The 20,959-nt window shown below is 69.7% G+C and carries 20 protein-coding genes; 19 read left to right on the top strand and 1 reads right to left on the bottom strand.

Annotation, left to right across the window (positions count from 1 at the left end; all coding sequences use genetic code 11):
* The 6 genes from ABD361_RS09175 (at position 1) to ABD361_RS09150 (ending at position 6,503) form a co-directional block, all read left to right on the top strand.
* Complete coding sequence (locus ABD361_RS09175; protein WP_344434372.1) at positions 1-489, top strand: ribose-5-phosphate isomerase; 489 nt, start codon at positions 1-3, stop codon at positions 487-489.
* A gap of 123 nt (positions 490-612) precedes the next feature.
* Positions 613-1,422: an Fpg/Nei family DNA glycosylase gene (locus ABD361_RS09170; protein WP_344434371.1), complete on the top strand. Its 810-nt coding sequence runs from the start codon at positions 613-615 to the stop codon at positions 1,420-1,422.
* A gap of 435 nt (positions 1,423-1,857) precedes the next feature.
* A complete protein-coding gene (locus tag ABD361_RS09165; RefSeq protein ID WP_344434370.1) occupies positions 1,858-2,997 on the top strand; it encodes a PP2C family protein-serine/threonine phosphatase in 1,140 nt (379 codons plus the stop codon).
* A 17-nt stretch (positions 2,998-3,014) separates the two neighbouring features.
* Positions 3,015-3,560, top strand: coding sequence for an NADPH-dependent FMN reductase (locus ABD361_RS09160; RefSeq protein ID WP_344434369.1), 546 nt, complete (start codon positions 3,015-3,017; stop codon positions 3,558-3,560).
* Between the two features lie 111 nt (positions 3,561-3,671).
* Positions 3,672-5,216: an alpha/beta fold hydrolase gene (locus tag ABD361_RS09155; protein WP_344434368.1), complete on the top strand. Its 1,545-nt coding sequence runs from the start codon at positions 3,672-3,674 to the stop codon at positions 5,214-5,216.
* Positions 5,217-5,507: 291 nt separating this feature from the next.
* The gene (locus tag ABD361_RS09150; protein ID WP_344434366.1) at positions 5,508-6,503 is read left to right on the top strand and encodes a hypothetical protein; all 996 of its coding nucleotides are present in this window, start codon (positions 5,508-5,510) and stop codon (positions 6,501-6,503) included.
* Between the two features lie 149 nt (positions 6,504-6,652).
* Here the strand turns inward: ABD361_RS09150 and ABD361_RS09145 are convergent, their stop codons facing one another.
* On the bottom strand, positions 6,653-6,892 hold the full coding sequence (locus tag ABD361_RS09145; RefSeq protein ID WP_344434365.1) for a GntR family transcriptional regulator: 240 nt from the start codon (positions 6,890-6,892) through the stop codon (positions 6,653-6,655).
* Positions 6,893-7,183: 291 nt separating this feature from the next.
* On the opposite strand from ABD361_RS09145, the gene ABD361_RS09140 reads away from it, so the two are divergent.
* From ABD361_RS09140 to ABD361_RS09080, 13 genes are all read left to right on the top strand, one after another.
* On the top strand, positions 7,184-7,609 hold the full coding sequence (locus ABD361_RS09140; protein ID WP_344434364.1) for an ATP-binding protein: 426 nt from the start codon (positions 7,184-7,186) through the stop codon (positions 7,607-7,609).
* Between the two features lie 672 nt (positions 7,610-8,281).
* A complete protein-coding gene (locus tag ABD361_RS09135) occupies positions 8,282-8,614 on the top strand; it encodes a hypothetical protein (RefSeq protein WP_344434363.1) in 333 nt (110 codons plus the stop codon).
* 21 nt (positions 8,615-8,635) lie between these two features.
* Positions 8,636-8,950 (top strand): pore-forming ESAT-6 family protein, encoded by a 315-nt coding sequence (locus tag ABD361_RS09130; protein ID WP_344434344.1) that lies wholly within the window; start codon positions 8,636-8,638, stop codon positions 8,948-8,950.
* A 46-nt stretch (positions 8,951-8,996) separates the two neighbouring features.
* Entirely contained in the window at positions 8,997-9,389 is a 393-nt protein-coding gene (locus ABD361_RS09125) for a DUF6507 family protein (protein WP_344434362.1), read from the top strand.
* A complete protein-coding gene (locus ABD361_RS09120; RefSeq protein WP_344434361.1) occupies positions 9,386-12,247 on the top strand; it encodes a hypothetical protein in 2,862 nt (953 codons plus the stop codon). Before ABD361_RS09125 ends, ABD361_RS09120 begins: the two co-directional genes overlap by 4 nt.
* Positions 12,248-12,263: 16 nt before the next feature.
* The gene (locus ABD361_RS09115; protein ID WP_344434360.1) at positions 12,264-12,884 is read left to right on the top strand and encodes a pentapeptide repeat-containing protein; all 621 of its coding nucleotides are present in this window, start codon (positions 12,264-12,266) and stop codon (positions 12,882-12,884) included.
* A gap of 3 nt (positions 12,885-12,887) precedes the next feature.
* Positions 12,888-13,379 carry an SUKH-3 domain-containing protein gene (locus tag ABD361_RS09110; RefSeq protein WP_344434359.1) on the top strand — a complete coding sequence of 164 codons (492 nt, stop codon included), beginning with the start codon at positions 12,888-12,890 and terminating at the stop codon, positions 13,377-13,379.
* A gap of 13 nt (positions 13,380-13,392) precedes the next feature.
* Entirely contained in the window at positions 13,393-13,761 is a 369-nt protein-coding gene (locus tag ABD361_RS09105) for a YwqJ-related putative deaminase (RefSeq protein ID WP_344434358.1), read from the top strand.
* Between the two features lie 33 nt (positions 13,762-13,794).
* Entirely contained in the window at positions 13,795-14,457 is a 663-nt protein-coding gene (locus ABD361_RS09100) for a pentapeptide repeat-containing protein (protein WP_344434357.1), read from the top strand.
* A gap of 16 nt (positions 14,458-14,473) precedes the next feature.
* On the top strand, positions 14,474-15,271 hold the full coding sequence (locus ABD361_RS09095) for a hypothetical protein (protein ID WP_344434356.1): 798 nt from the start codon (positions 14,474-14,476) through the stop codon (positions 15,269-15,271).
* Positions 15,268-16,707: a DUF6177 family protein gene (locus ABD361_RS09090; protein WP_344434354.1), complete on the top strand. Its 1,440-nt coding sequence runs from the start codon at positions 15,268-15,270 to the stop codon at positions 16,705-16,707. The genes ABD361_RS09095 and ABD361_RS09090 overlap by 4 nt, the downstream gene beginning before the upstream one ends.
* A gap of 132 nt (positions 16,708-16,839) precedes the next feature.
* Entirely contained in the window at positions 16,840-19,662 is a 2,823-nt protein-coding gene (locus tag ABD361_RS09085; RefSeq protein ID WP_344434353.1) for a hypothetical protein, read from the top strand.
* Entirely contained in the window at positions 19,659-20,681 is a 1,023-nt protein-coding gene (locus tag ABD361_RS09080; protein ID WP_344434352.1) for a hypothetical protein, read from the top strand. Before ABD361_RS09085 ends, ABD361_RS09080 begins: the two co-directional genes overlap by 4 nt.
* Positions 20,682-20,959: the final 278 nt, after the last annotated feature.

Here is a 20,959-nt window from a genome sequence, read left to right as displayed (position 1 = left end):
ATGCGCGTGTACCTCGGCTCCGACCATGCCGGCTACGAACTGAAGAACCACCTCGTCGAGTGGCTCACGGCCCAGGGCCACGAGCCCGTCGACTGCGGGCCCCACATCTACGACGCCCAGGACGACTACCCCCCCTTCTGCCTCCGCGCCGCCGAGCGCACCGCCGCCGACGAGGACAGCCTCGGCATCGTCATCGGCGGCTCGGGCAACGGCGAGCAGATCGCCGCGAACAAGGTGAAGGGCGTCCGCTGCGCCCTCGCCTGGAGCGAGCAGACCGCGGCCCTCGGCCGCGAGCACAACAACGCCAACGTCGTCAGCATCGGCGCCCGGATGCACTCGCAGGACGAGGCGACGAAGTTCGTCGAGATCTTCCTGGCCACGCCGTACTCGGGTGACGAGCGTCACACGCGTCGCATCGCGATGCTGTCCCGCTACGAGGAGACCGGCGACCTGCCGGAGATCCCGGCCCACCACCCCCAGCAGGACTGAGGCGAGTCCCCCCACCCACCTGCCGACGTTTCGGAGCGACGGGTGGGTGGGTGGGAGAGCCCGCCGCGCAGCGGCGGGCAAAGGCCCCACCGGCCCGCGGCCGACAACGAAGGACAACGCAACATGCCTGAAGGGCACACGATCCACCGCCTGGCCGCGGACCACAACGCCGCCTTCGCCGGCCGCACCGTCCGAGTCGGCAGCCCCCAGGGCAAGTTCTCCGACAGCGCCGCCCTCCTGGACCGCCAGGTCCTGGACGGCGCCGAAGCCCACGGCAAGCACCTCTTCCTCGGCTTCGCCGAGCTCGGCTGGATCCACATCCACCTCGGCCTGTTCGGCAAGTACACGTGGGGCACCGGCCACGCCCCGCCGCCCACCGACACGGTCCGCCTGCGTCTGGCGAACACCACCTCGTACGCCGACCTCCGCGGCCCCACCACCTGCGCGCTGATCACCGATGCCGAGAAGCAGGCGATACACGACCGCCTCGGCCCCGACCCGCTGCGCGAGGGCGACGACCCCGACCGCGCCTGGCGGCGCCTGTCCCGCAGCCGTACGAGCATCGCGGCGCTGCTGATGGACCAGAAGGTCGTCGCGGGCGTCGGCAACGTCTACCGCGCCGAGGTCCTCTTCCGGCACGGCATCGACCCGTACCGCGCCGGCCGTGACCTCACCCGCGCCGAGTGGGACGCGATGTGGGCGGACCTGGTGCTCCTGATGCGCGAGGGCGTCCGCAACAACCGCATCGACACCGTGCGCCCCGAGCACACGCCGGAGGCGATGGGCCGTCCGCCGCGCGTGGACGATCACGGCGGTGAGGTGTACGTCTACCGCCGCACCGGCCTGCCGTGTCACATCTGCAGCACCGAGGTGCGCATTGCGGAGCACGCGGCCCGCAACCTCTTCTGGTGCCCGCGCTGCCAGCCGGCGTGACGCGGAGCCCCCGGGGGCAGTTGAGAAGGCACAAAAGAAGCAGGCACAAAGAAGCAGGGCACAAAAGAAGCAGGCGGCGACAGGGGCGCACGCATCGCGCACTCCACCGCCCCTTCCTGCTGCGCGCGACCCCGGGCTCCGGCAAGCCCCGCCCCCGCACCCTGTGTTGCGAACGAGACAGGAGCGCCCCGTGGTGCCGGCGGCGCCCCCTGCGCCCGTACCGCCGCCCCGTTCGTGCCCCGCGCGCCGCGCTCGGACGGGCGCAGTAGGCGCTGCTCCGTCGTCATAGCCATGCCCCACGCCACATCCCCGTTCAGGCGAACGAATGTCGCATATGGTTGCTCTCCGGGTGCGCGCACGGCGTTCCCCACGGCAGCCCGCTCGGCGCGGCGCGAATCGACGCACCGCCGAATGGGTGGATAAGGTCCCGAAGCAATGACTGGCGGTGCGGAGACCCCGACGGCCCGGATGCGTAAAGCACTGCACCGGGTCCGCACGAGCGTGCGCAAGGCCGGTGTCGACTATTTCCGGGGCGACGGCTCCGATTCCGTCGCCCTGACCGCGCTGCTGCTGTCCGTGCCCGCCCTCGCCTGGGGCACCGTCTGCCAGCCCGAATGGTGCGCCCCGGCGGCCCTCGTCCTGCCCATCGTCGCCGGCGGCCTGCTGCTGCGTCCGGCCAGCCTCCTCGGCCTGTACGCGGCCGCCGCCGCGGCCCTGATCGTCGAGTCGGCGCTGCTGGACGACCCCGGCCACCGCGGCGCGGACCGGGTCACCCCCGGCACCATCCTCGTCGTCGCGGCGATCGGCTTCTTCGGCCTGCTCATCGCGCAGTTCCGCAGCCGCGTCGGCGTGCCGTGGCGACGCGGCGGCACCATGCTCTTCGACCTGCGCGAACGCATTCGCGTGCAGAGCAAGCTGCCCAAACTGCCGCGCGGCTGGCACCGGGAGATGGCACTGCGCCCGGCGGGCGGCCAGTCGTTCTCCGGCGACTTCGTCGTCGCCGCACGCACCAACGGCGGCCGCACCCTGGAGGTCGTCCTGACCGACGTCTCCGGCAAGGGCATGGACGCCGCCTCGCGCGCCCTGCTGCTGTCCGGCGCGTTCGGCGGCCTTCTCGGCTCCCTGCCCCCGCACGCCTTCCTGCCCGCGGCCAACGGCTACCTCCTGCGCCAGGACTGGGACGAGGGCTTCGCCACGTCCATCCACCTCGTCCTCGACCTCGACACCGGCGACTACGAACTGCTCTCCGCCGGCCACCTCCCCGCCCTGCAGCTCAACGCCGGCTCCGGCCGCTGGGAGGAGAAGTCCGCCGAGGGCCCGCTGCTGGGCGTCTACGACGGCGCCCAGTTCGACCCCGTCAAGGGCACCCTGCGCCCCGGCGACGTCCTCATGCTCTTCACCGACGGCCTCGTCGAGACCAACGAGCGCGAGCTGACCGAAGGCATGGACCGCCTCACCGGGGAAGCCGACCGCTACGTCAAGTCCGGCTTCCACGGCGCCGCCTGGCACCTGATCGAGGCGGTCGCCAAGGATGTCAACGACGACAGAGCACTGCTGCTGATCTGCCGCGACTGACGGGCTAGGTTGGCCGGATGACCACGTCCGAAGTCCTCCTGATCTCCGGCAGCTTGCGCGCCGGCTCCTCCAACGAGACCGCGCTGCGCACCGCGCAGGCCGTCGCACCGGAGGCCATACGCACCGTCCTGTACGAAGGCCTCGCCGCCCTCCCGCACTTCAACCCCGACGACGACCACGACCCGCTGCCCGCACCCGTCGCAGAGCTGCGCACGGCCATCGCGGCCGCCACCGCCGTGCTGATCTGCGCGCCCGAGTACGCGGGCACCCTGCCCGGGGCGTTCAAGAACCTGCTCGACTGGACCGTCGGCGGCACCGAGATCTGCGACAAGCCGGTCGCCTGGCTGAACGTGGCGCCGCCCGGGCGCGGCGGGGGAGCCGCGGCCACGCTGCGCACGGTCCTCGGCTACACCGGTGCCGCGATCGTGGAGCAGGCGTGCATCCAGCTGCCGGTCGGCCGGGAGGCGGTCGGCCCGGACGGCACCGTCACCGACCCGGCCGTACGGGAGCGGCTGCGGGAGGTCCTCACGACCCTGGCGACGGCGTCACCCGCATCGCTCTGACGGTTCGCTCCGAGCCCGCTGGGCTGTTCGGCCGAACCCGCCGTGCGCCTCCCGTACCGCTGACGGACGCTGCCTGCAGACCCGTGCAGCGAACCGGTGAGGAGAAGCGTGGTGGACGGCAGCAGCCCGCAGGGCGACGGCAGCGGTACAGGCCCCGGCCCCACCCGGTGGTGGCGCCCCGCAACGGCCGCGGGCCGCCGGTGGCTCGTGATCGGCGCCTGCCTGGCCCTGGCCGTGACCGGCCTCGGTGGCCTGGTGGCCGCCGACCGCCTGTGGGGCGCGGCCTCGTGCGACAAGGAACCGACCGACATCAACACCACCGACTACTCGCTCGACTTCACGGTGCAGTCCGGTGCGATGCCGGACCCGCAGTTCAACGGCCAGGCGGCGAAGCTGCACATGCACCGCGTCCAGCCGGTGTACGAGCACGGCCGCTGCTCCGGCACACCGGCGCGGGCCGCCGTACTGATCCACGGCCGGTCGCTCGGCGGGGCGCCGGTCTTCGACCTCAAGGGCAAGGACCAGGACGGCAACAAGCTCAGCCTGCAGGGCGGCCTCGCCCGCGCCGGCATCGACACCTTCGTGCCGGACCTGCTCGGCTACGGCGAGTCCACCCGGTTCGCCAAGGGCCTGGACGACCCGCACAACGCGAGCCTGCGGGCGTACCCCTCGGGCAGCACCACCTGCCCGTACCCGGAGGGCTGCGACCGCACCCACAACCCCATCTTCCCGCTCGACCAGCAGGGCACCCAGCTCGCGACGAACCCGCTCGCGGGCAAGCGCTACGCGCACTCCAGCGGCATGCGCTTCGCGACCACCGACACCTGGGTGCGCGACGTGCGCCAGGCCATCGACGACGCCCTCGACAAGGCCAAGCCGACCAGCGGCAAGGTGACCCTCCTCGGCTACTCGCTCGGCGGCAACCGCGTCGGCCGCACGCTCTACGCGGCCAACCCGAACCCGCTCCTGCCCAACAGCTCGTCCTACATCGCCAAGGTCGACCGCGCCGTCTTCGTGTCGTCGTTCTTCGGCGGGACGAAGGAGGAGTCGACGCCCTCGGGCGGCTTCGTCACCTTCCCCCTGACCCTCGGCACGCGCAAGAGCCTCGACGCCGGCGCCGCGCTGAAGGCCGGCACCAGCGAAGCGGACTGCTCCGGTCACGTCATCGCCGGCAGCCTGGACGAGCAGTGGAAGGAGCTGATGCAGACGGACGGCGGCCCGGGCCGCAAGTGGGGCGGCACCGACGCGAACCACCCCGACGGCCTCAACCGCTCGCCGACCTTCTCCACCTTCGGCTGGAACGACGAGGTCGCGGGACAGCTGTCCGTACCGGCCCTGGTGGTGCAGGGGGCGGACGACGCCGTGATCACGCCGTCGACGGCGACGAGGATCTACGACGTGCTGCCGGCGTCCGTGACGAACAAGGTGCTGGTCCAGGTCAAGTGCGCGAGCCACGCCCTGCCGAACGAGGGCTGCTCGGGCAGCCGCTGCATGCCCCCGTCCGGCAGGGCGGCCTACGGTCAGGCCGCGGGCACGTCGTGGGCGGGGCCGCACCAGACGCTGCAGGCGGCGCTGATCGAGTGGATCACGAAGGGCACCTTCAACGGCTCGGCGAGCGGCAAGTTCACGGTGGACCGGAGCGGGGTGGTGTCCTAGCGGGGGCCGGGTGCCCGGGGGCATGCGACGGCCCCCGGCGCTCCGTACAGGTTCCGCGAGCCCTCGGTCGTCGCCGAGAACCCCGTCTCCCCGTACGTGCCCTTCCGGGGGCCTAGCCAGTTGAGCCGAGATGCGGGTCACTCGATCGATGAACGTCTTCACCGAGGGTGTGGCTCTCACCGGTTGTCTGGTGTAATGGCCAGTTTCCTCCTTATATGACGGAAGTCAAGAGGTATGGGAGGAGGCGGGGAGGAATGCCCGTTTGTCAGTGCCGGCTGCCATGATCACGGCGTGAACGAGACGATTGCACAGCTGGCGAAGCGCCTTCTTGCGGCCGACACGGATGGCTGGACGGAGGCCGGCGCCCGGGCCCTCGCTGCCGCCGTGGCCCCCGACGCCCGCCTCCGCCCGGTGGGGCAGTACGAGGAGCGGTACGTGGACGGCGAGGCGTACGTCGAGCTCGCCGTGCCGGTGCTGAAGCCCGCCGACACCGGCGCGGCGGCCCAGGCGGCCGCCTTCGCCGAGGCCAGGGAGGAGCTGACGGCCGAACTCGGCGAGGCGTCGATCATGGGCGTGTACGGCGACCTGGGCCCGTTCTACGCCTCCGGCCCGCTCTGGGGCACCCCCTACCTGCGCTGGCGCGGCCGGCCGAACACGCTGGAGCTGCGCGCGGGCACCGCCGGCCCCGAACTGGTGCTGCAGCCGACCGACCCGGTGGAGAGCTGGTTCTGGCGCCAGGGCCACGGCGAGGAACACGCGATCACCGGCTTCTTCGGCAGCACCCGCGGCCCCGCCAACGCGGGCCTCGGCTTCCCCGGCGGCTGGCGCGCCCAGCGCTGGGAGACGGTGACGCGCGCGCTCGCCGACTTCCTCTCCACCCTCCCGGCCGAGACGACGGCACTGGGCACGCCGATCTCCATGCCGATCTACGGCCGCGGCGCCGGCCCGGGCGCACCGCTGCTGTTCGACATCTCCTGCAGCGACCGCCTGTCGATCGCCTGCTTCCCGCCGTACGACATGGACCCGAACCCCGAAACGCTCGGCTGGGGCCGCGCAGCCGACCACCCGGCCACGCGCGAGGTCTGGGACGACGACTACGACCCCCGCTGGCGCATCGACGCCGGCGCCCCGGGCGAACCGCGAGGCCGCGAACTGGCGGAGACGCTGGTGGCGACGGCCCGCGCAGCGGGCGTCCGCGACCCGCAGGACCTCATAGTGGGCGGCGAGGCGGAGTACATGAGCCCGTACCGCGTCACGTTCTACGGCCTGGGGCTGCCGACGGGGTGACGTGGCCGCCGGTTGGTGGGCAGGCGTTCCGCTGGGCGATGGGGGCACCTCCCAGCGGTAGCTGGGGGAGGGTGGGCACCAACCGGGCCGCCGGGCAGCACCCCCCCCGGTTTCGGGAAGGGGCGGGGTGGGGGAGAAAGCCGCCCCAGCTACTTGGGCAGGTCCTTGGAGACGAACGAGCCCATTCCTGGCTCCGTGTAGATGAGGCCCTCCGCCCGCAGGGCGCGGTGCACCTTGTGGGCCGTGACGCTGGCGATGCCGAACTCCTCTGTCAGCTGGAGCACCGAGGGCACGCGGGTGCGGGGCTGGTAGGTGCCGTCGTGGATGCGCTGGCGGATCACATCGGCGACCTGGCGCCAGCGCGGGATATCCGGAGCGAATTCGATCACATACGTAAGGTATGCACACCATGGCGCTCTAGTCGATATAGATAATGGTCATCGCGATACAGCTTGCTATATCACGCTCTACGCTCCGTGCGTGATGTACCGGACCCCGGCGACCGCTGGAACGGCCCCGGGGCATGGCCAACGCTGCTCAAGGAGCGTCGACATGCGAAACCTTATCCGTCGTCTCACCGCCTGGACGAGGCCCGCGCGCCCGGCCCGCTGCCAGTGCACGCACCGCGTAGTGCTGACAGCGCACGGCATCAACATCACAGCTGGAAGCGGGGCGGACCGATGAAGGAAGAGGAAGGGGAGCGCTACACCCTCACGGCCCCGGCGAACGCCGCGGCCGCCCGCATGGCCAGGGAGTTCGTGACGGCGGCACTGGTCGCCACCGACCACCGCCTACTGATCGAGAACGCCCGCATCTGCGTCTCCGACACAGTGGCGAACATCGTCCGGCACGCCCGTGTACCGGAGCTCACCGTGGAGCTCACGGCACAGCCGGGGCGCGTACGGGTGGCCGTGCGCGACGACGACCCCCACAGGCTGCCATGGCGGGGCGCCGCCGCCCCCGGGCTGACCCTCGTACGCCGCCTGTCGCACGCCTCGGGCGTGTGGTGGGTGTGGGACGACCTGGAACTGGTCGGCAAGCAGGTGTGGTTCGAGTTCCGTTGCGGCCGGCCGAGTGCTCGCACGGAGGTGAATGCTGCGGGGTGACTTGCGGGGGTGGTCCTGCTGCGCAGGCAGGGCCGCGATGCTAGCTTTCTGTCCAGCAGAAACCCCCAGCAGCGGAGGGCAAGGCCGTGCCGAGGGTTTCCGAGGAGCTACCGGCCCTCTGCCCCATGTTCGTGGTGGGACAGCGGACCGTCCTCACGGTTCAGGGCTTGGTCCAGGCCCTCACGTACGACGTAGCTGATCAGGGCAGTGAGTACTGCCCTGACAGCTCGTTTCGTCACGCCCCGGGCGATGACCCGGAAGATCCGCTTCGGCTGCTCCTTGCGGTGACGCCCCATAGGCGCCCCCTCTCTGCGATGCGCCCATAGCCGGTGGGCGCTCCGGAGGACTCCCGTACCGGGCGTCCTGAAGGCAACGTCCGGAACTCGGTCCTCAAGAGAGGGGGCGCACCATGTGCGCCGCCGGGCATGAGCATAGACCTGTGGCAGGTCAACTTGGCCTGGTTGCAGGGGAGATCGTGGCGTAAGAGGGGCGCGTGCAGGCAGGGGCGGTCGATGTGTCGCCGTTGCGCGCCGTCTGTCGCGGCGGGGGCGACTGCCACACGTTCGTAACAGAGTGCCCGTCGGTGGCAAAGCGCTTTGTGGTCACGCCAACGATGTTGATAGACATGTTCGAGTCGGCAAGTGGTGTGAGTGAAGACGGGGGTGTGCGCTCGTGAAGTTCGATATGGGCAATACGACGCTGTCCGGCCTGGTGTCGAAGACGCGGGGGTCCAGCGATGACCTCGGCGGCCTGATTCGCCAGCTGATCGTGGCGGCGCAGCCGTTGGAGGGGAAGTTCAACGGTTCGGGCAAGGCTGCGTTCGATCAGTTCAAGGCGCATTCGGATGAGGTGACGGCGGCGCTGAACAGCTCGCTGAGTGCGATTCTGGGTGGTCAGTCCGGTATGGACTCCTCCTTCGGTCAGGGTGATCAGGAGTCGGCGGACAACGCGCGTCAGCAGATGGCGGCGGCGAACTTCGATGCGGCTCGCTTCTCGGGTCGTTAAGGGAACGGGGGATTCGGAACGATGGCTGGTGCAGGTGCGGACCGCCGTAGCTATGACACGGGTGCGTCCAGTGAGGTGCAGGGTTCGCTGCAGGGCATCATCTCGCGTCTGGAGACGGTGCTGACGGAGCGTGATGGTGCGGTGAAGGCGGCGATGGCCGACTTCCAGGCGGACGGTGTGTCGGACGCGTACCACGACAAGGAGGTGCGCTGGAACCGGGCGGCGACCGAGGTGCGGCAGATCATCCATCTCCTGCGGTCGACGATGGAGAAGAACGACGGTACGGCGCAGTCGACGCTGGCCAAGGCGAAGGCCGCCGTCGACGCCATCGGCTAGAAGCCAGTAGCAGGTAGCACGCAGCACGAACGGGGGAGAGATCGGCGTGGGTGGCAAGTGGGACATCAAGCTGGACGGCGTGCGCGCCGCCTTGAGTCACACCGGTGAAGTTGCCGGCAAATTCGAGGAAGAGTTCACGTCCTACAGCGAGCACTTGTCGGGCGCATCGACGTCGGCGGGCACGATGGCCCTGGGCGGAGCGAAGGCACCCGAGGGCGGTTTTGTCGGCCCCATCGGCGCGGCGCTGAAGGAGTTCGCGGACGGCACGCAGAACGACCTCCGCTTTCTCCCCGTTCGTGCGGGCAAGTCCATCAAGGGCGCGCGGGAGGCCACCGAGGCGTACCTGAAGGGTGACCAGGAGATGGCCGAGAACAAGGAGAACGCGGCCCTGCAGGCGCCGACTCCTGAGGAGATCATGCCGAAGGGCGCCAAGAAGTGATCGACCTCAGCAAGATACCCACGTACACGGGCAACCTGGAGAGCCTGGAGACGCACGCCTCCACGCTCAAGACCACCGCGTCCAACATCCGCGGCACGGGCAAGGACGTCCACAGCGCCTTCCAGGCTCTGGGGCCCTCCTTCGACACCCCGCACACGGAACAACTCCTTCAGACCACGGCCCCTGTCCGGGACAAGGCGGACGACTTCGCCAAGAAGCTGGAAACCGTCAGCGGTGCCCTGTCGACCTTCGCGACGACCGCGAAACCGCTGGTCGAGAAGATGAACCGGCTGCGAAGCGAAGCCGAGGCGTTCGTCAAGGAGAACAAGGGCGACGGCGACTGGAAGAAGGACCAGAAGAAGGTCGACAAGAACGAGCACCTGGTCCACGAGGTCGGCGCCACGTGGGCGGCGTTCCAGGCGGCCGAGCGCGACGCGGCGAACAAGATCACCGCATTGGTGAAGGACGGCACGCACTTCGTCGTCGACGACGGCTCGCACAAGGCGGGCATGTACGGCTTCAAGGCGGAGGACGTCGCGAAGGCGGACGAGACGCCGTGGGGCACGGTCGACAAGCGTGAGTACACGGGTTGGCGGGCGGCCTGGGAGTGGACGAAGGACAACGTCGGCGGTGCGCTGAAGGGCTTCTTCGTCGACGGCGTCTGGGGCTCCATCAAGGGCCTCGGCAACATGGTCGGCTTCGGCGGCTGGGACAAGTTCAAGGAGACCTGGAAGGGCATCGGCGACATCGGTGGCGGCATCAGCGCGTACATCATGACGCCGTACGAGTGGGTCATGGACAAGACGTTCGGCCCGACCGACCACAGCGACACGGACCGCCAGAAGGCGGCCCTGCGCAACTTCGGCAAGTCGATGGTGGCCTGGGACGAATGGGGCAAGGACCCCTCCCGCGCCTTCGGCACCGTCCTTTTCAACGCCGTCACTCTCGGCTCGGGCACGGCCCTCAAGCTCGGCAGGGCCGGTGAGGCCGGAAGGCTGGCCGCCGGCGCCAAGGTCCTGACCACGGTGGGCAGGATCGGCGAGATCGCCGACCCGATGACGTACGTCGGCAAGGCGGCGGGCGTCACGAAGATCAAGGTCGGCGACTTCTTCAACGGCCTGAAGGAGAGCCAGTCCGGCCTGAGCGACCTGGGCCGCAGTCTGCCCGACGCGAAGGGCGTCCACCCGGGCGACATATCCGTCCCGCCGGTGCACGAACCGAACCTCACGGGCCCGGGCAACCCGGCGCCGCCGCACACGGGCGATGCCCACCCGGCCGGCACCCCGGCGACCCCGCCGCACGGCGGCGACAGCCGCCCGGCCCCGGCCGCCTCGGGCGGGGCGCCGTCGACGCCGCCGCACGCGGGTGACAGCCGCCCGGTCCCGGCCGCCTCGGGGGAGAAGCCCTCCGTTCCACCGCACGGCGGCGATGCCCACCCGGCTCCGTCCCACGAGGGCGCGACGCCGTCGACTCCCTCCCACGGGGGCGAGACCCCGGCGACCCCGCCGCACTCCGGCGAGACGCCGTCGCACCCCGCCCACTCCGGCGAGGGTGCGGCCAACCCCGGCGAGAAGCCTTCCACCCCCACCCACTCCGGGGAGACGACTCCCGCCGGCAAGCCCGACCCGAACGGCATGCCGTACACGGACGCCAAGGGCAACCACCGGGTCCTCGGCGGCGACGGCGTCATCCGGGACGAGCACGGCCAGCCCGTGAAGGACACGGACGCGCCCAAGGAGCCGCACAAGTCGGACCTGCCCAACATCCCTGCCCACGAGAAGGTCCCCGCTCACGAGACCGTCCCGGCCAAGGAGCCGGCGAAGGTCCTGGAGGGCGCGGGCGGCCCCAGTCACGTGGAGCACGCGGGCGGCCACCCGGACTCGCCGGAGCCGGTCAACATGCACCACCCCTCAGACGGGGCCCACCCGTCGGGCGGCGGCGCCGACCACGGCCCGAACACCACGCCCCACACGGGCGGCGGCCACGTCTCCGACCACCCCACGACCGGCAACCCGGGCTCCCACGGCCCGTCCGGCGGCAGTGGTGGCGGTGGCGGCTCCCTCCCGCCCCACCACGGCGGGGGGAGTGGTCATGGCAGCGGCCACGGTGGTGGTGACACGCCGAGCCACGAGCCGTCCTCCGGTGGAGAGCACACCGGGCAGGAGCCGTCCTCCGGTGCAGGCGATCACGAACCCGGTCAGGGCACTGGCAACGGTGAGCAGCACAACGGCAACGTCGAAGACCAGCACGCTGCGGACAGTGAGCCCCAGCAGACGGCGGAGACCGAGAAGCCGGGCGGCTCCGAGCCCAGCGCTCCGGCGGGCGATCGCGTGAACGAGCCTCTTCCCGAGCTGACCCCGGAGGAGCGGGCTGCACACTGGGGTCACCTCGAGGAGGTGGAGAAGCGGGCTCCGGAGGACTTCGAGCACCTGAAGCACGATCCGGATCACCGGGGCGAGATCTCCGACTCGTCGATGGACGAGGCCCGGGTCGGGCTCGACCTCAGGGAGCAGGGCCGCCTCCCCGCGGATATTCGGCGCCCCGCCGAGGCCGACATGGGCGAGTTCTATTCCGAGAGTACTGGCAAGTACTATGACATCAAGGGTCTCCACTCGTTCTGGCCTCCTTTCAACAATGTGCGCAATCCGGCCCTGCTGGCAAAGCCGTTCCCGGGGGCGTACAACCCGGCGAAGCTGGCGAGTCGGCAGAAGTGGATAGACACGTTCACGGAGCAGATCGTCGAGAACAAGCGCATAGTCGTTGTTGACGTACGGAACGCGAATCAAGCGGCAATCGACAGCGTCAAGGAAATTGTCGAGAGCCACGGTTGGGGAGATCATGTCATCTGGTACCCGTAATAACTGGAAGCCGGCTGTGCTCCCGACCGACCCGGAGGCGGCGCGTGAGTTGCAGGAGTGGTTGTCCACAGAGGACTCCAGCCTCTTCGGCGTAGAGCATGACTTCCGGGGGGCGGATCTCTCGGGCGGTGACTTCTCGGGTTCGTGGTTCACCGGGGCGAATCTGTCGGGCGTGCGGCTTGCGCGGGCGAACTTCTACCGTGCCGACCTTCAGTCTGCGGACCTGAGCGGGGCGGACCTGAGCGGGGCGGACCTGGTCAGGGCGAACCTCGACGAGGCCGTGCTGCGGTCGACCCGGCTCGACGGTGCGGACATGGTCAAGGCATCGCTGTGCCAGGTCGACGCGCGAGGAGCGAGCTTCCGGGGAACGGCGATCCGAGGGGCATCGCTTCTGGGTGTCGACTTGAGGGGAGCCGACCTGACGGATGCGGTTCTGTTCAGGAATTCCTTCAAGGTCACGTTCGATGACAGCACAGTGGTGCGTGGCCTGACCGGCACCGTCTTCGGTCCTGTAACCCTCGCCAGTGGTGACTCCACCAGGCAGCTGGGTGGCGCGGAACTCGAGGCATGGATCCGTGAGCGAGGCGGACAGGTCGAAGTAATTCCTCCGGGCAGTCCGGAGACCACAGAGGGGTAAGGCGTGTGCGGCTCGCTACCCCTGGACTATGCACGCCCCGAGGTGGAGAGGTGGCTCGCTGAGCACGGCTGGTTTCCCGGCCGGGACATCGGCCCGCGCGCGGAGGAGCTCATCCAGGTGCGGGTCGAGGACGCCGCCCGGCAGGGCTGGCAACTGGCCGTGCTCGAAACGGCCGTTCGTTTCGTCCATGAGTACGGCGAGCTGGAGCTCCGCTCGCCGCGGAAGTCCCCGGACGTCGTCCTGACCATCAAGCCGACGGTTGGGTATGCCGGTGACGTCGAGGATTTCGCCGAACTCGGCGAGGGCCTCGGTGTCCGCCTGTTCCCCGTCGCGTACGAGACGCACGAGCCCGGGATCTGGCTCGTCGACGAGACCGGACGGTTCTTCCATTGGCATCACACCGGGGGGTACTTCCTCGGTGAGAACGAGTACGAAGCCTTCGCCGCGGCGATGAGCGGGCGGCTTCTTCCCGACGCGGAGGACTACTTTGTCTGAGGTCTGCCCGGCTGTGGCCGCTTCCCTGCTCATTCAGGGAAAGATCTTCAGCCACACCAGCCTGTTCGGTGAGGGAACGCCGCGCCTTCACCCGGCCGTCCAGGCGTTCTTCGACGCCCTGCCGGCTGATGAGCGGGAACGCTTCCTCGGTATGTGCGCCGAATCGGCTCTGGTATCCGACCAGTTCTGGGGACTGGACGCCCAGCGGGCGGACGGACGGGTCACGACGCTCGACCAAGCCCTTCCCCATTTCGAGAGTGCGGTGATCCTGTCCAAGAAGATCCGCCCCGAGGGCGACCCCGAGCACGGCCGGCCGACCCTGCCCTGCCGGTCGTGCACCGCCCTGCTGCAGGCACTCGGCGTCCGCATCCTCGAGGACTGAGACCGACCCGGCTTCGTCCGCGGCGAAGGAGGGATGGGGGAGAGCATGCCTTGTAACGTCACCACCGCCGACTGGCAGCCGGCCGCCTTCCCTGCCGACCTCGAGGCCGCTCGGCACCTGCGGGAGTGGCTCGACGACCCGAGCTACAGCCTCTACGGCATCGAGCAGGACTTCCGGGGTGCCGACCTTTCCGGTGGGGATTTCTCCGGGGGGTGGTTCATCGGGGCCCGGCTTGCAGGGGTGCGTCTTGCCGGCGCGGAGTTCTATCGCGCCGACCTGCAATCGGCCGACCTCACCGGGGCCGATCTGACCGGTGCCTGCCTCGTCAAGGCGACCCTCGACGAGGCCGTGATGCGGTCGGCGCGGCTCGACGGCGCCGACATGGTGGGTGCAGACCTCCACGAAGTCGACGCGGCAGGTGCGAGTTTCCGCGGGACACGGATCAGCGGTGCCTCGCTCCTCGGCGTCGACCTGCGGGGTGCCGACCTCACCGATGCCGTCATGAGTGAGAATTCGTTCAAGGTGCGGGTGGACGACACCACCGTCGTGCGCGGCCTGACCGGTACCGTGTTCGGGCCGATCATCGTCGTCAGCGGTGACGCGTCCCGGGAGCTGGCCGGCGGCGAGCTGGAGGCGTGGATCCGGGCGCGGGGCGGGGACGTACAGGTGATTCCTCCCCGTCGGCAAGCAGGCTAGGAAAGGACCGGCCCTCGTGGCCCCAATAGACACCCTGCTCGGCGTCGACTTCGACGGCCGGCCCGTCGACGATCCGTACGACGTCATCGACGAGGGTCTCGACGACCCCCGGCACCGCGAGCGCGTACCCGGGCTCGTCGCCCTCGTGCACGATGCCGCCGCCCCGGACCTCGACCGGTTCATCGCCTGCATCGCGCTGCTGACGTGGGGCGAGACGGCCGGGTACGAGGCGGTCGTGGCGGCGGCCGCGGAGCCGAGGACGACGGCCTGGTACGACTGCTCCATCGACCGGAAGTTCTCCGTCGACAACACCTTCGCCCAGCTCGCCAGGGCCATGGCCTTCGACCTGTCGGAGGACAAGGGAACGCGAGCCGCCCGTACGGAAGCCGTCCGCGCGCTCATCCGCATCGCCGACAGCGAGTACTTCGACGAGCAGTTGGAGTCGGTCGTCGGTGGTTGCATTCAGGAACCCGGGGTCCTCGACGACGTCGACGACGTCGTACGACGCGGTCTCCTCCGGCTCTCCGGCGATACGCGCGTCATCGGCTTCGACCTCGCCACCCAGCTCGTCGACCTCGCCTGCGCCGTCTCCGCCGCCGATCCGCGGCGGGCCATGCGGCTCGCCGCCGAGGTGCTCTTCGTCGCGCCGAGCGACCGGGCGCTGAAGCACGCGGAGGCCATCGCAACCGGTGCCGACGGGCCTGACGGGAAGCTCTTCGCCACTCACCTGCAGAACGTGCGCAACGCCCTGCACTCCTTCCTCACCATCCGGCAGCACACAGCGCAGAACACAGACAGGACGACCACCGCATGACCAAGGACGTGATCGCGCTCACCAGGCGCATGCCGGACCCCATGAGCGTCATAGCCGGCCTCCTCGCCGGCGGTCCGGACGTGCACGTGGACACCACCGCTGATGGTGCCGTCATTCAGCTGTGCGATGCCGAGGGGCGGCCCCTGGTGTCGATCGAGGCGCCCGTGATGATCCAGGTGCCCGACGAGGCGGACCGGTTGCTGGGCGCTCCGGGTCCGGGTGCGGAGCCGCTCGGCGAGGAGCCGCAGTGGTGGATGGAGGCGCGGGCGACGACGGGCGTACCGGAGGCCGAGCGGCTGGCCGGTGCGTTTGCGGCCCGGCTGACCATGTTGCTGGGCGGGCGCGTGTGGCCGCCGGATGCTCCCGGTACCAAGGGTGCGGCCCAGCCGGTCGACGTGTCGGGCGTGACCGCCGTCCCCGTACCGGCCGCCGCGCAGCCCGCCGTCGACATGCTGACCGAGCAGGCGGCCGTCGTCCTGCAGGACCGTCCCGTCGTGCCCATGGCGAGCTGGCTGTCCGAGGCGCTGCGGGCCACGGTGGAGAGCGACCGGTCGCTGCAGATCATCACCCCCTCGCACTGCCGTCTCTCCCTTCCCACCCGTCTGTTGCTGCAGTCGGTTCCCGCGCGCTGGGTCGTCCAGGACGAGCGGTGCGGCTACTACGACGGGCTGACGGGCGCGGTGCTGCGGTGGCAGGAGGAGGCGTTCGTCCCGGACCGGTCCGCCGAGACGGGTGAGACGCCCGTGGCGGAGACCTTCGCCGCCTTCGAGCCCACTGAGGAACGGCAGCTCGTCCTGTCGTTCCGCACCTTGCACGCTGCCGAAGCGGACCTCGTGCTCGGCGGCGCGCTCGAAGCCGCTTGGCAGGCGCTGACCGGCGGTCCGCCGGCCGGCTGGGGTACGGCGGAACCGGCGGGTCTGAGGTGGTCCCGGCGGCAGCTGACCGACCTGGCGTACCGCCGGGCCCCCGAACCCACCTGGACGGTCGTCGTCGGCACCGCGGACCGGCCGGCCATCGCCACTCTGCGGGTGATCCGCACCCCGGAGGGCGTCGAGGAGGACGTCACCCTCACCCTCGGCTACGGCGCGGGGGAGAAGCCGCCCCTGGAGGCGCTGCCGGACCTCGCCGCCGAGCTGGTGGCCCGGCACGGCCTGAAGACGATGGTGTGCCAGCTGCGCGCGGCCCGCCGCGACCTGACCGCCCCGGCCCGCTTCGAACGGCCCCCGATGCCGTACGCCTTCGTCCTCGGCCCTGCCGAGGTCCGCGAGGCCGGCCGCGAACTGGCCGCACACACGCCGCTGCCCCAGGCCCCCGTACAGCTCGGGCCCGACGCCGCCCCCGGCTTCTACTACGCCCTCGGCGACGCGGAGTCGGAGGAGAGCTGGGAGACCTTCGGACGGCTCGTACGGCATCTGCGCGGCGCCGAAGTGGGCTGAAGCGCCGCCGTACGGCACGGTCTCAACGGTCTTGTAACAGACGGTCTGCCGACCCCATGGGGGGCTTTGTCGTCCCCTGGTGGGGTTGGTAGACATGTTCGAGCAGCCGTGTGACGCAGGGGGGCGTGGGTCATGCTGGAGCCGGGTGAGATACCTCAGTTCACGGGGAATCTGGGAGAGCTGGAGAAGGACGCTTCCGGCCTGACGAAGGACGGCGGGGACATCCGGGACACGGGCGGGGACATCCACGCCAAGTTCCAAGGGTTATCCGCCTTCTACCATGCTCCCGAGGCGGACCAGCTCTTCGCGACGACGCTGCCGGTGCGCGAAAAGGCGAAGGGCTTCGGCGACAAGCTGGAGAAGGTCTCGTCCGCGCTGACGGAATACGCGGCCGAGGTCCGCCCCTTGGCCGAGAAGCTGAAGTCGCTGAAGGCGGAGGCGGAATCGTTCGTCGCCTCGGTCAAGGGCGACAAGGACTGGGCCTACGACAAGAAGAAGACCGACCACCAGAAGCGCATCCGCAGCGACGTGGACGAAACGGTGGCGGCCTTCTACGAGGCCGAGCGCCGCGCGGCCAACAAAATCACGGCACTGGTGGGCGGCACGCAGTTCATTGCCGATGACGGTTCCCACAAAGACAACATGTACGGCTTCAAGGCCGACGACCTGAAGCACGCGAAGGTCCCGTGGGGCGAGCCGGAGGACCAGCGGCACCACTGGTACGAAATCGGCCACTGGGTGAAGTCGTTCGTGTGGGACGGCCTGATCGTCGACGGCGTCTGGGGGACGGTCAAGGGCCTGGGCACCCTGGTCGGTTTCGACGGCTGGGACAACATGAAGAACGCCTGGAAGGGCCTGGGCATGCTGGCCGTCGGCGTCGCGGTCTACGCGAGCCCGATCGGCCGGGCGATCCCCGACTCGATGCTGCCGAAATTCGTCCAGGACTCGAAGAAGGTCGCCCGGGAAGCCGGCAAGGCGATGGTCGCCTGGGACGAATGGGGCAAGAACCCGGCACGCGCGGCGGGCGCCGTCACCTTCAACGTCCTGACGTCCATCACGGGCGCGGGCAACGTCGCCAAGGCGGGCGTGGCCGGCAAGGTCGTGAACATCGCCGGCAAGGCAGGCAAGATCATCGACCCGATGACGTACATCGGGAAGGGCGTCGGCAAGGGCCTCGGCGCCCTCAACGTCTCCGTCCCGAAGGTCGGCGACCTGATGGCGGGCCTGAGGAACACGATTGGCGGCAGCAAGGTGGCCCTGGGGTCCTTGCCGCTGCCGCACGACCTGGCGGTGAAGGTGCCGGAGGTGACGACGCATGTCGCCGTGCCGACGACGACGCATGCGGTGCCGGTGGCGGATGCGGGGGCGGCTGCGGCGGCGCATGCGGGGCCGGGCGCGACCGCGCCGGCCGCGACGCATGCCGCACCGGCTCCGGCCCACGCCGCCTCCCCGGAGCCAACGCACGCGGCCCCGGCCGTCCTCCCGGACAAGTCCGTCAAATTCCCCGACGGGACGATCCTCCACGAGGACGGCCGTATGGTGGACCCGGTCGCGGGCCCCCACAAGAACCCCATCCCGGTCGAGCTCTCGGCCGCCGACCGCGCCGCCCACAACGAGATCGCCGCCGCCACGCACGTGGCGGCCGACACCGAGAAGCCGGTACTCGTCCAGGCGGGCGGCGGCAGCGCGGAGCAGGCGGCTCACGCGGGAGGTGCCGCTGACGGCACCGTCCATGCCAGTGGCCACGCCCCTTCCCATGTCTCCGCATCCGCAGGGGACCCGCACACTCCGGCCTCCATGCACACCGGTGCTCCGGAAGGTGGCGTTGCTCAGCCGCCGCACCGAGGTGGCGGATCACATGGAGCTGTGGAGCATGCAGGCGCTTCGGGGACCAGCCGAGGCGGACTTCCTGCGGGCGGCCCCGGAGGTCACGGCGTGGACCCGGCCGTCCACTCCAGTAGCGGTGCTCACCTGCCTCTCGCGGACCACGGCCCCAATGTCTCCCCCCACACCCCGCACGACGCCCCGGCCGGCGGACCGGCAGAACCCGGCGGGCAACACGGCCGGGACGGAGGCGGTCACACGGCCCATGACACCTCCGAGTCGACACCACCGGGACATGAGCATGAGCCTCGGCACGAGAACGACGGGAACCCGCCTCATGACGGTGAAGCCGGCAGCGGCGAGCACGACGCTGCTGCACCCAACCCGCACGAAGACGATGCCGCACACACCCCGGAGCCCGGCCCGACTGATCACACTGCCGCTCCTGACGCCCCTCAGCCTCAGCATGCGCCTCTGGTGCGCGGAAGTGAGCTTGAGCAGAGGTTCCACGACGGCATTCGTCAGTTGCCGGGCGCCAAGCGGCCCAAGCCGAAGGTCCTGGAGAACATTCTCGACCGATTGTCCACACACCCGAATGGCCAGGAGATCGCCGAAGTCGTCGCGTCCGGACGCTTCGCCAAGAGCGAGAATTTCGCCCAAGTCGTCTCCAGTATGGGGGCGGCGCGTGAGCAACTCATGCAGCCCGCGGTGGATCAGATCCGCTTTGCCAATGATCTGTATGAACGAGGATTCCGGGACATAGAATTCGAGCACAAAGCCAACAAGGCCGACATCGATGTTCTGGTTCGCGACAAGACGGGCTACACGGTGGGCTATCAGATGAAGCGGCTCAATGATCCGCTCAATCCGATCGACGAAGTAACGCGCGACAAGTACCTGCTCCAGCTGCAGAGGGCCGATGTGGACCACAGGGTGCTTCTCGTTGACAGCCGGGGTACCCTGGCCGACTGGCGGAGCAAGGGGTACGCGGAGACCCTCCAGCAAGTGCACGACGGAATCCACCCCGAGACCTTGAAGAAGGGCGAGGGGGTCTCGTTCGTCATACGTCTCGATGACGGAAATCTCATTATTCCTCCGGATGGCAGTCTTTACCCGAAGGGCGTCCAGTGATCACATCGATTCCAGTCGGCAGCTGGACCTGGCAGGTCAAGTCCGGACCTTCGGGGAGTGGGACGCTGCAGAGGTGTGTCCGGACAGCACTTGCTGTCTACGACCGGTTGGCAAGCCTTGACTGTGCTTTCGGGGCGCCGGAAGGGGCCGCCGCGGTCCGGAGCGCGGGTCCGAAGAAGGAAGTTCTCTTCTCGCGTCGTCACGTAGCGGTCGTTCCTGGGGCTCCCGACGGCGGAGCGGACGTCGTTCGACTGCTCCGGGAAGCTGCGGAAGCGGCAGGCAATTCCGAGGGGCTCGTCAGCTTTTGGCTGACCTGCCCCGGTAAGTGGGCAGATGCAGGAACGGAGATCACCGCCGCCAGACTCTTCGAAGTCGATGTGGCGGCATGGTCGGAGTCGGCCGGAACGGTCACGCTGCACACCTATTCCGATGCCTGGCTCACCCATAATTTGCGGGGATGCAAGCAACCCGAGACCCACGCTGCGAATGCACCCCGGTTGAGCGCGGTCCTGCGGGGGATTTCGGAGCTCACTGGTGATGAACCCGACCCCGGCGACCCTACGTGGTACGCCACGCCCACCGCTGAAGGCTTCGAGGCGCTTCCGGACGAGGACCCCGAACTCCTTGACTCCTGGGACATGTTCGAAGTCCCGTACAGGCTGAAGAAGCTGACCGAGGCCGCGGCTTCGGAGCCGGAAGGCTACGCCGACGAGACCGAGGGTAATGTCCATTATGTGACGGTGGCACGCGGCGATCGAATCCTCGGATATCTGTGGGAGGCCGACGTCGATGCAGCCGCGGGATACGAACCTCGGAGCGCAGCGGGCGAAGCGGCCTTCGAAGCGGGCGCCTTCTGGCTCGCACGGCTCGCATCCGCGAAGAACCGTGGGCTCTCACCCGCGGAAGCCGTTCGGGAGCTCGCAGCCGTCGACGGGGCCGGCGCAGGATGTCTGCTTCCCGGGTCGGACACCGACGCGACGAGCCTGAGCGTATTGCGAGACCTTGCGGGACGTTCCTGACGTCTCTGGATCACCCCGACGAGGCATCCGTCTGGGCGCGCGCTGTCCACCGCGCCCTGGCCGACACCCACGGGCAGGCCGAAGCGCCTTGAGCCGAGTCGAGCCGGCGGCGGGGGAGACGACGGCGGTGCGGCGCAGGCGCAGCAGGGGAGACGGGAGCCGGTCCGGGCCGTGCAGAGCGCGATGCGGCGCGAGACTCCCCTTTACCGGTGGGTGGGTGCGGCCGGGAGAGCTGCGTATTCTGATGAATCACTTCGACCTCAGCTAGAGGAGCTGCA

The organism is Streptomyces luteosporeus (assembly GCF_039532865.1).
In the GTDB taxonomy this organism is placed as follows: Bacteria; Actinomycetota; Actinomycetes; order Streptomycetales; family Streptomycetaceae; genus Streptomyces; species Streptomyces luteosporeus.
This window is presented reverse-complemented; position numbering and strand designations above follow the sequence as displayed.

Coding starts and splice junctions, on each gene's coding strand:
- ABD361_RS09175 (WP_344434372.1), top strand. CDS start 1: ATGCGCGTGTACCTCGGCTCCGACCATGCCGGCTACGAACTGAAGAAC.
- ABD361_RS09170 (WP_344434371.1), top strand. CDS start 613: ATGCCTGAAGGGCACACGATCCACCGCCTGGCCGCGGACCACAACGCC.
- ABD361_RS09165 (WP_344434370.1), top strand. CDS start 1,858: ATGACTGGCGGTGCGGAGACCCCGACGGCCCGGATGCGTAAAGCACTG.
- ABD361_RS09160 (WP_344434369.1), top strand. CDS start 3,015: ATGACCACGTCCGAAGTCCTCCTGATCTCCGGCAGCTTGCGCGCCGGC.
- ABD361_RS09140 (WP_344434364.1), top strand. CDS start 7,184: ATGAAGGAAGAGGAAGGGGAGCGCTACACCCTCACGGCCCCGGCGAAC.
- ABD361_RS09130 (WP_344434344.1), top strand. CDS start 8,636: ATGGCTGGTGCAGGTGCGGACCGCCGTAGCTATGACACGGGTGCGTCC.
- ABD361_RS09100 (WP_344434357.1), top strand. CDS start 13,795: ATGGGGGAGAGCATGCCTTGTAACGTCACCACCGCCGACTGGCAGCCG.
- ABD361_RS09090 (WP_344434354.1), top strand. CDS start 15,268: ATGACCAAGGACGTGATCGCGCTCACCAGGCGCATGCCGGACCCCATG.
- ABD361_RS09085 (WP_344434353.1), top strand. CDS start 16,840: ATGCTGGAGCCGGGTGAGATACCTCAGTTCACGGGGAATCTGGGAGAG.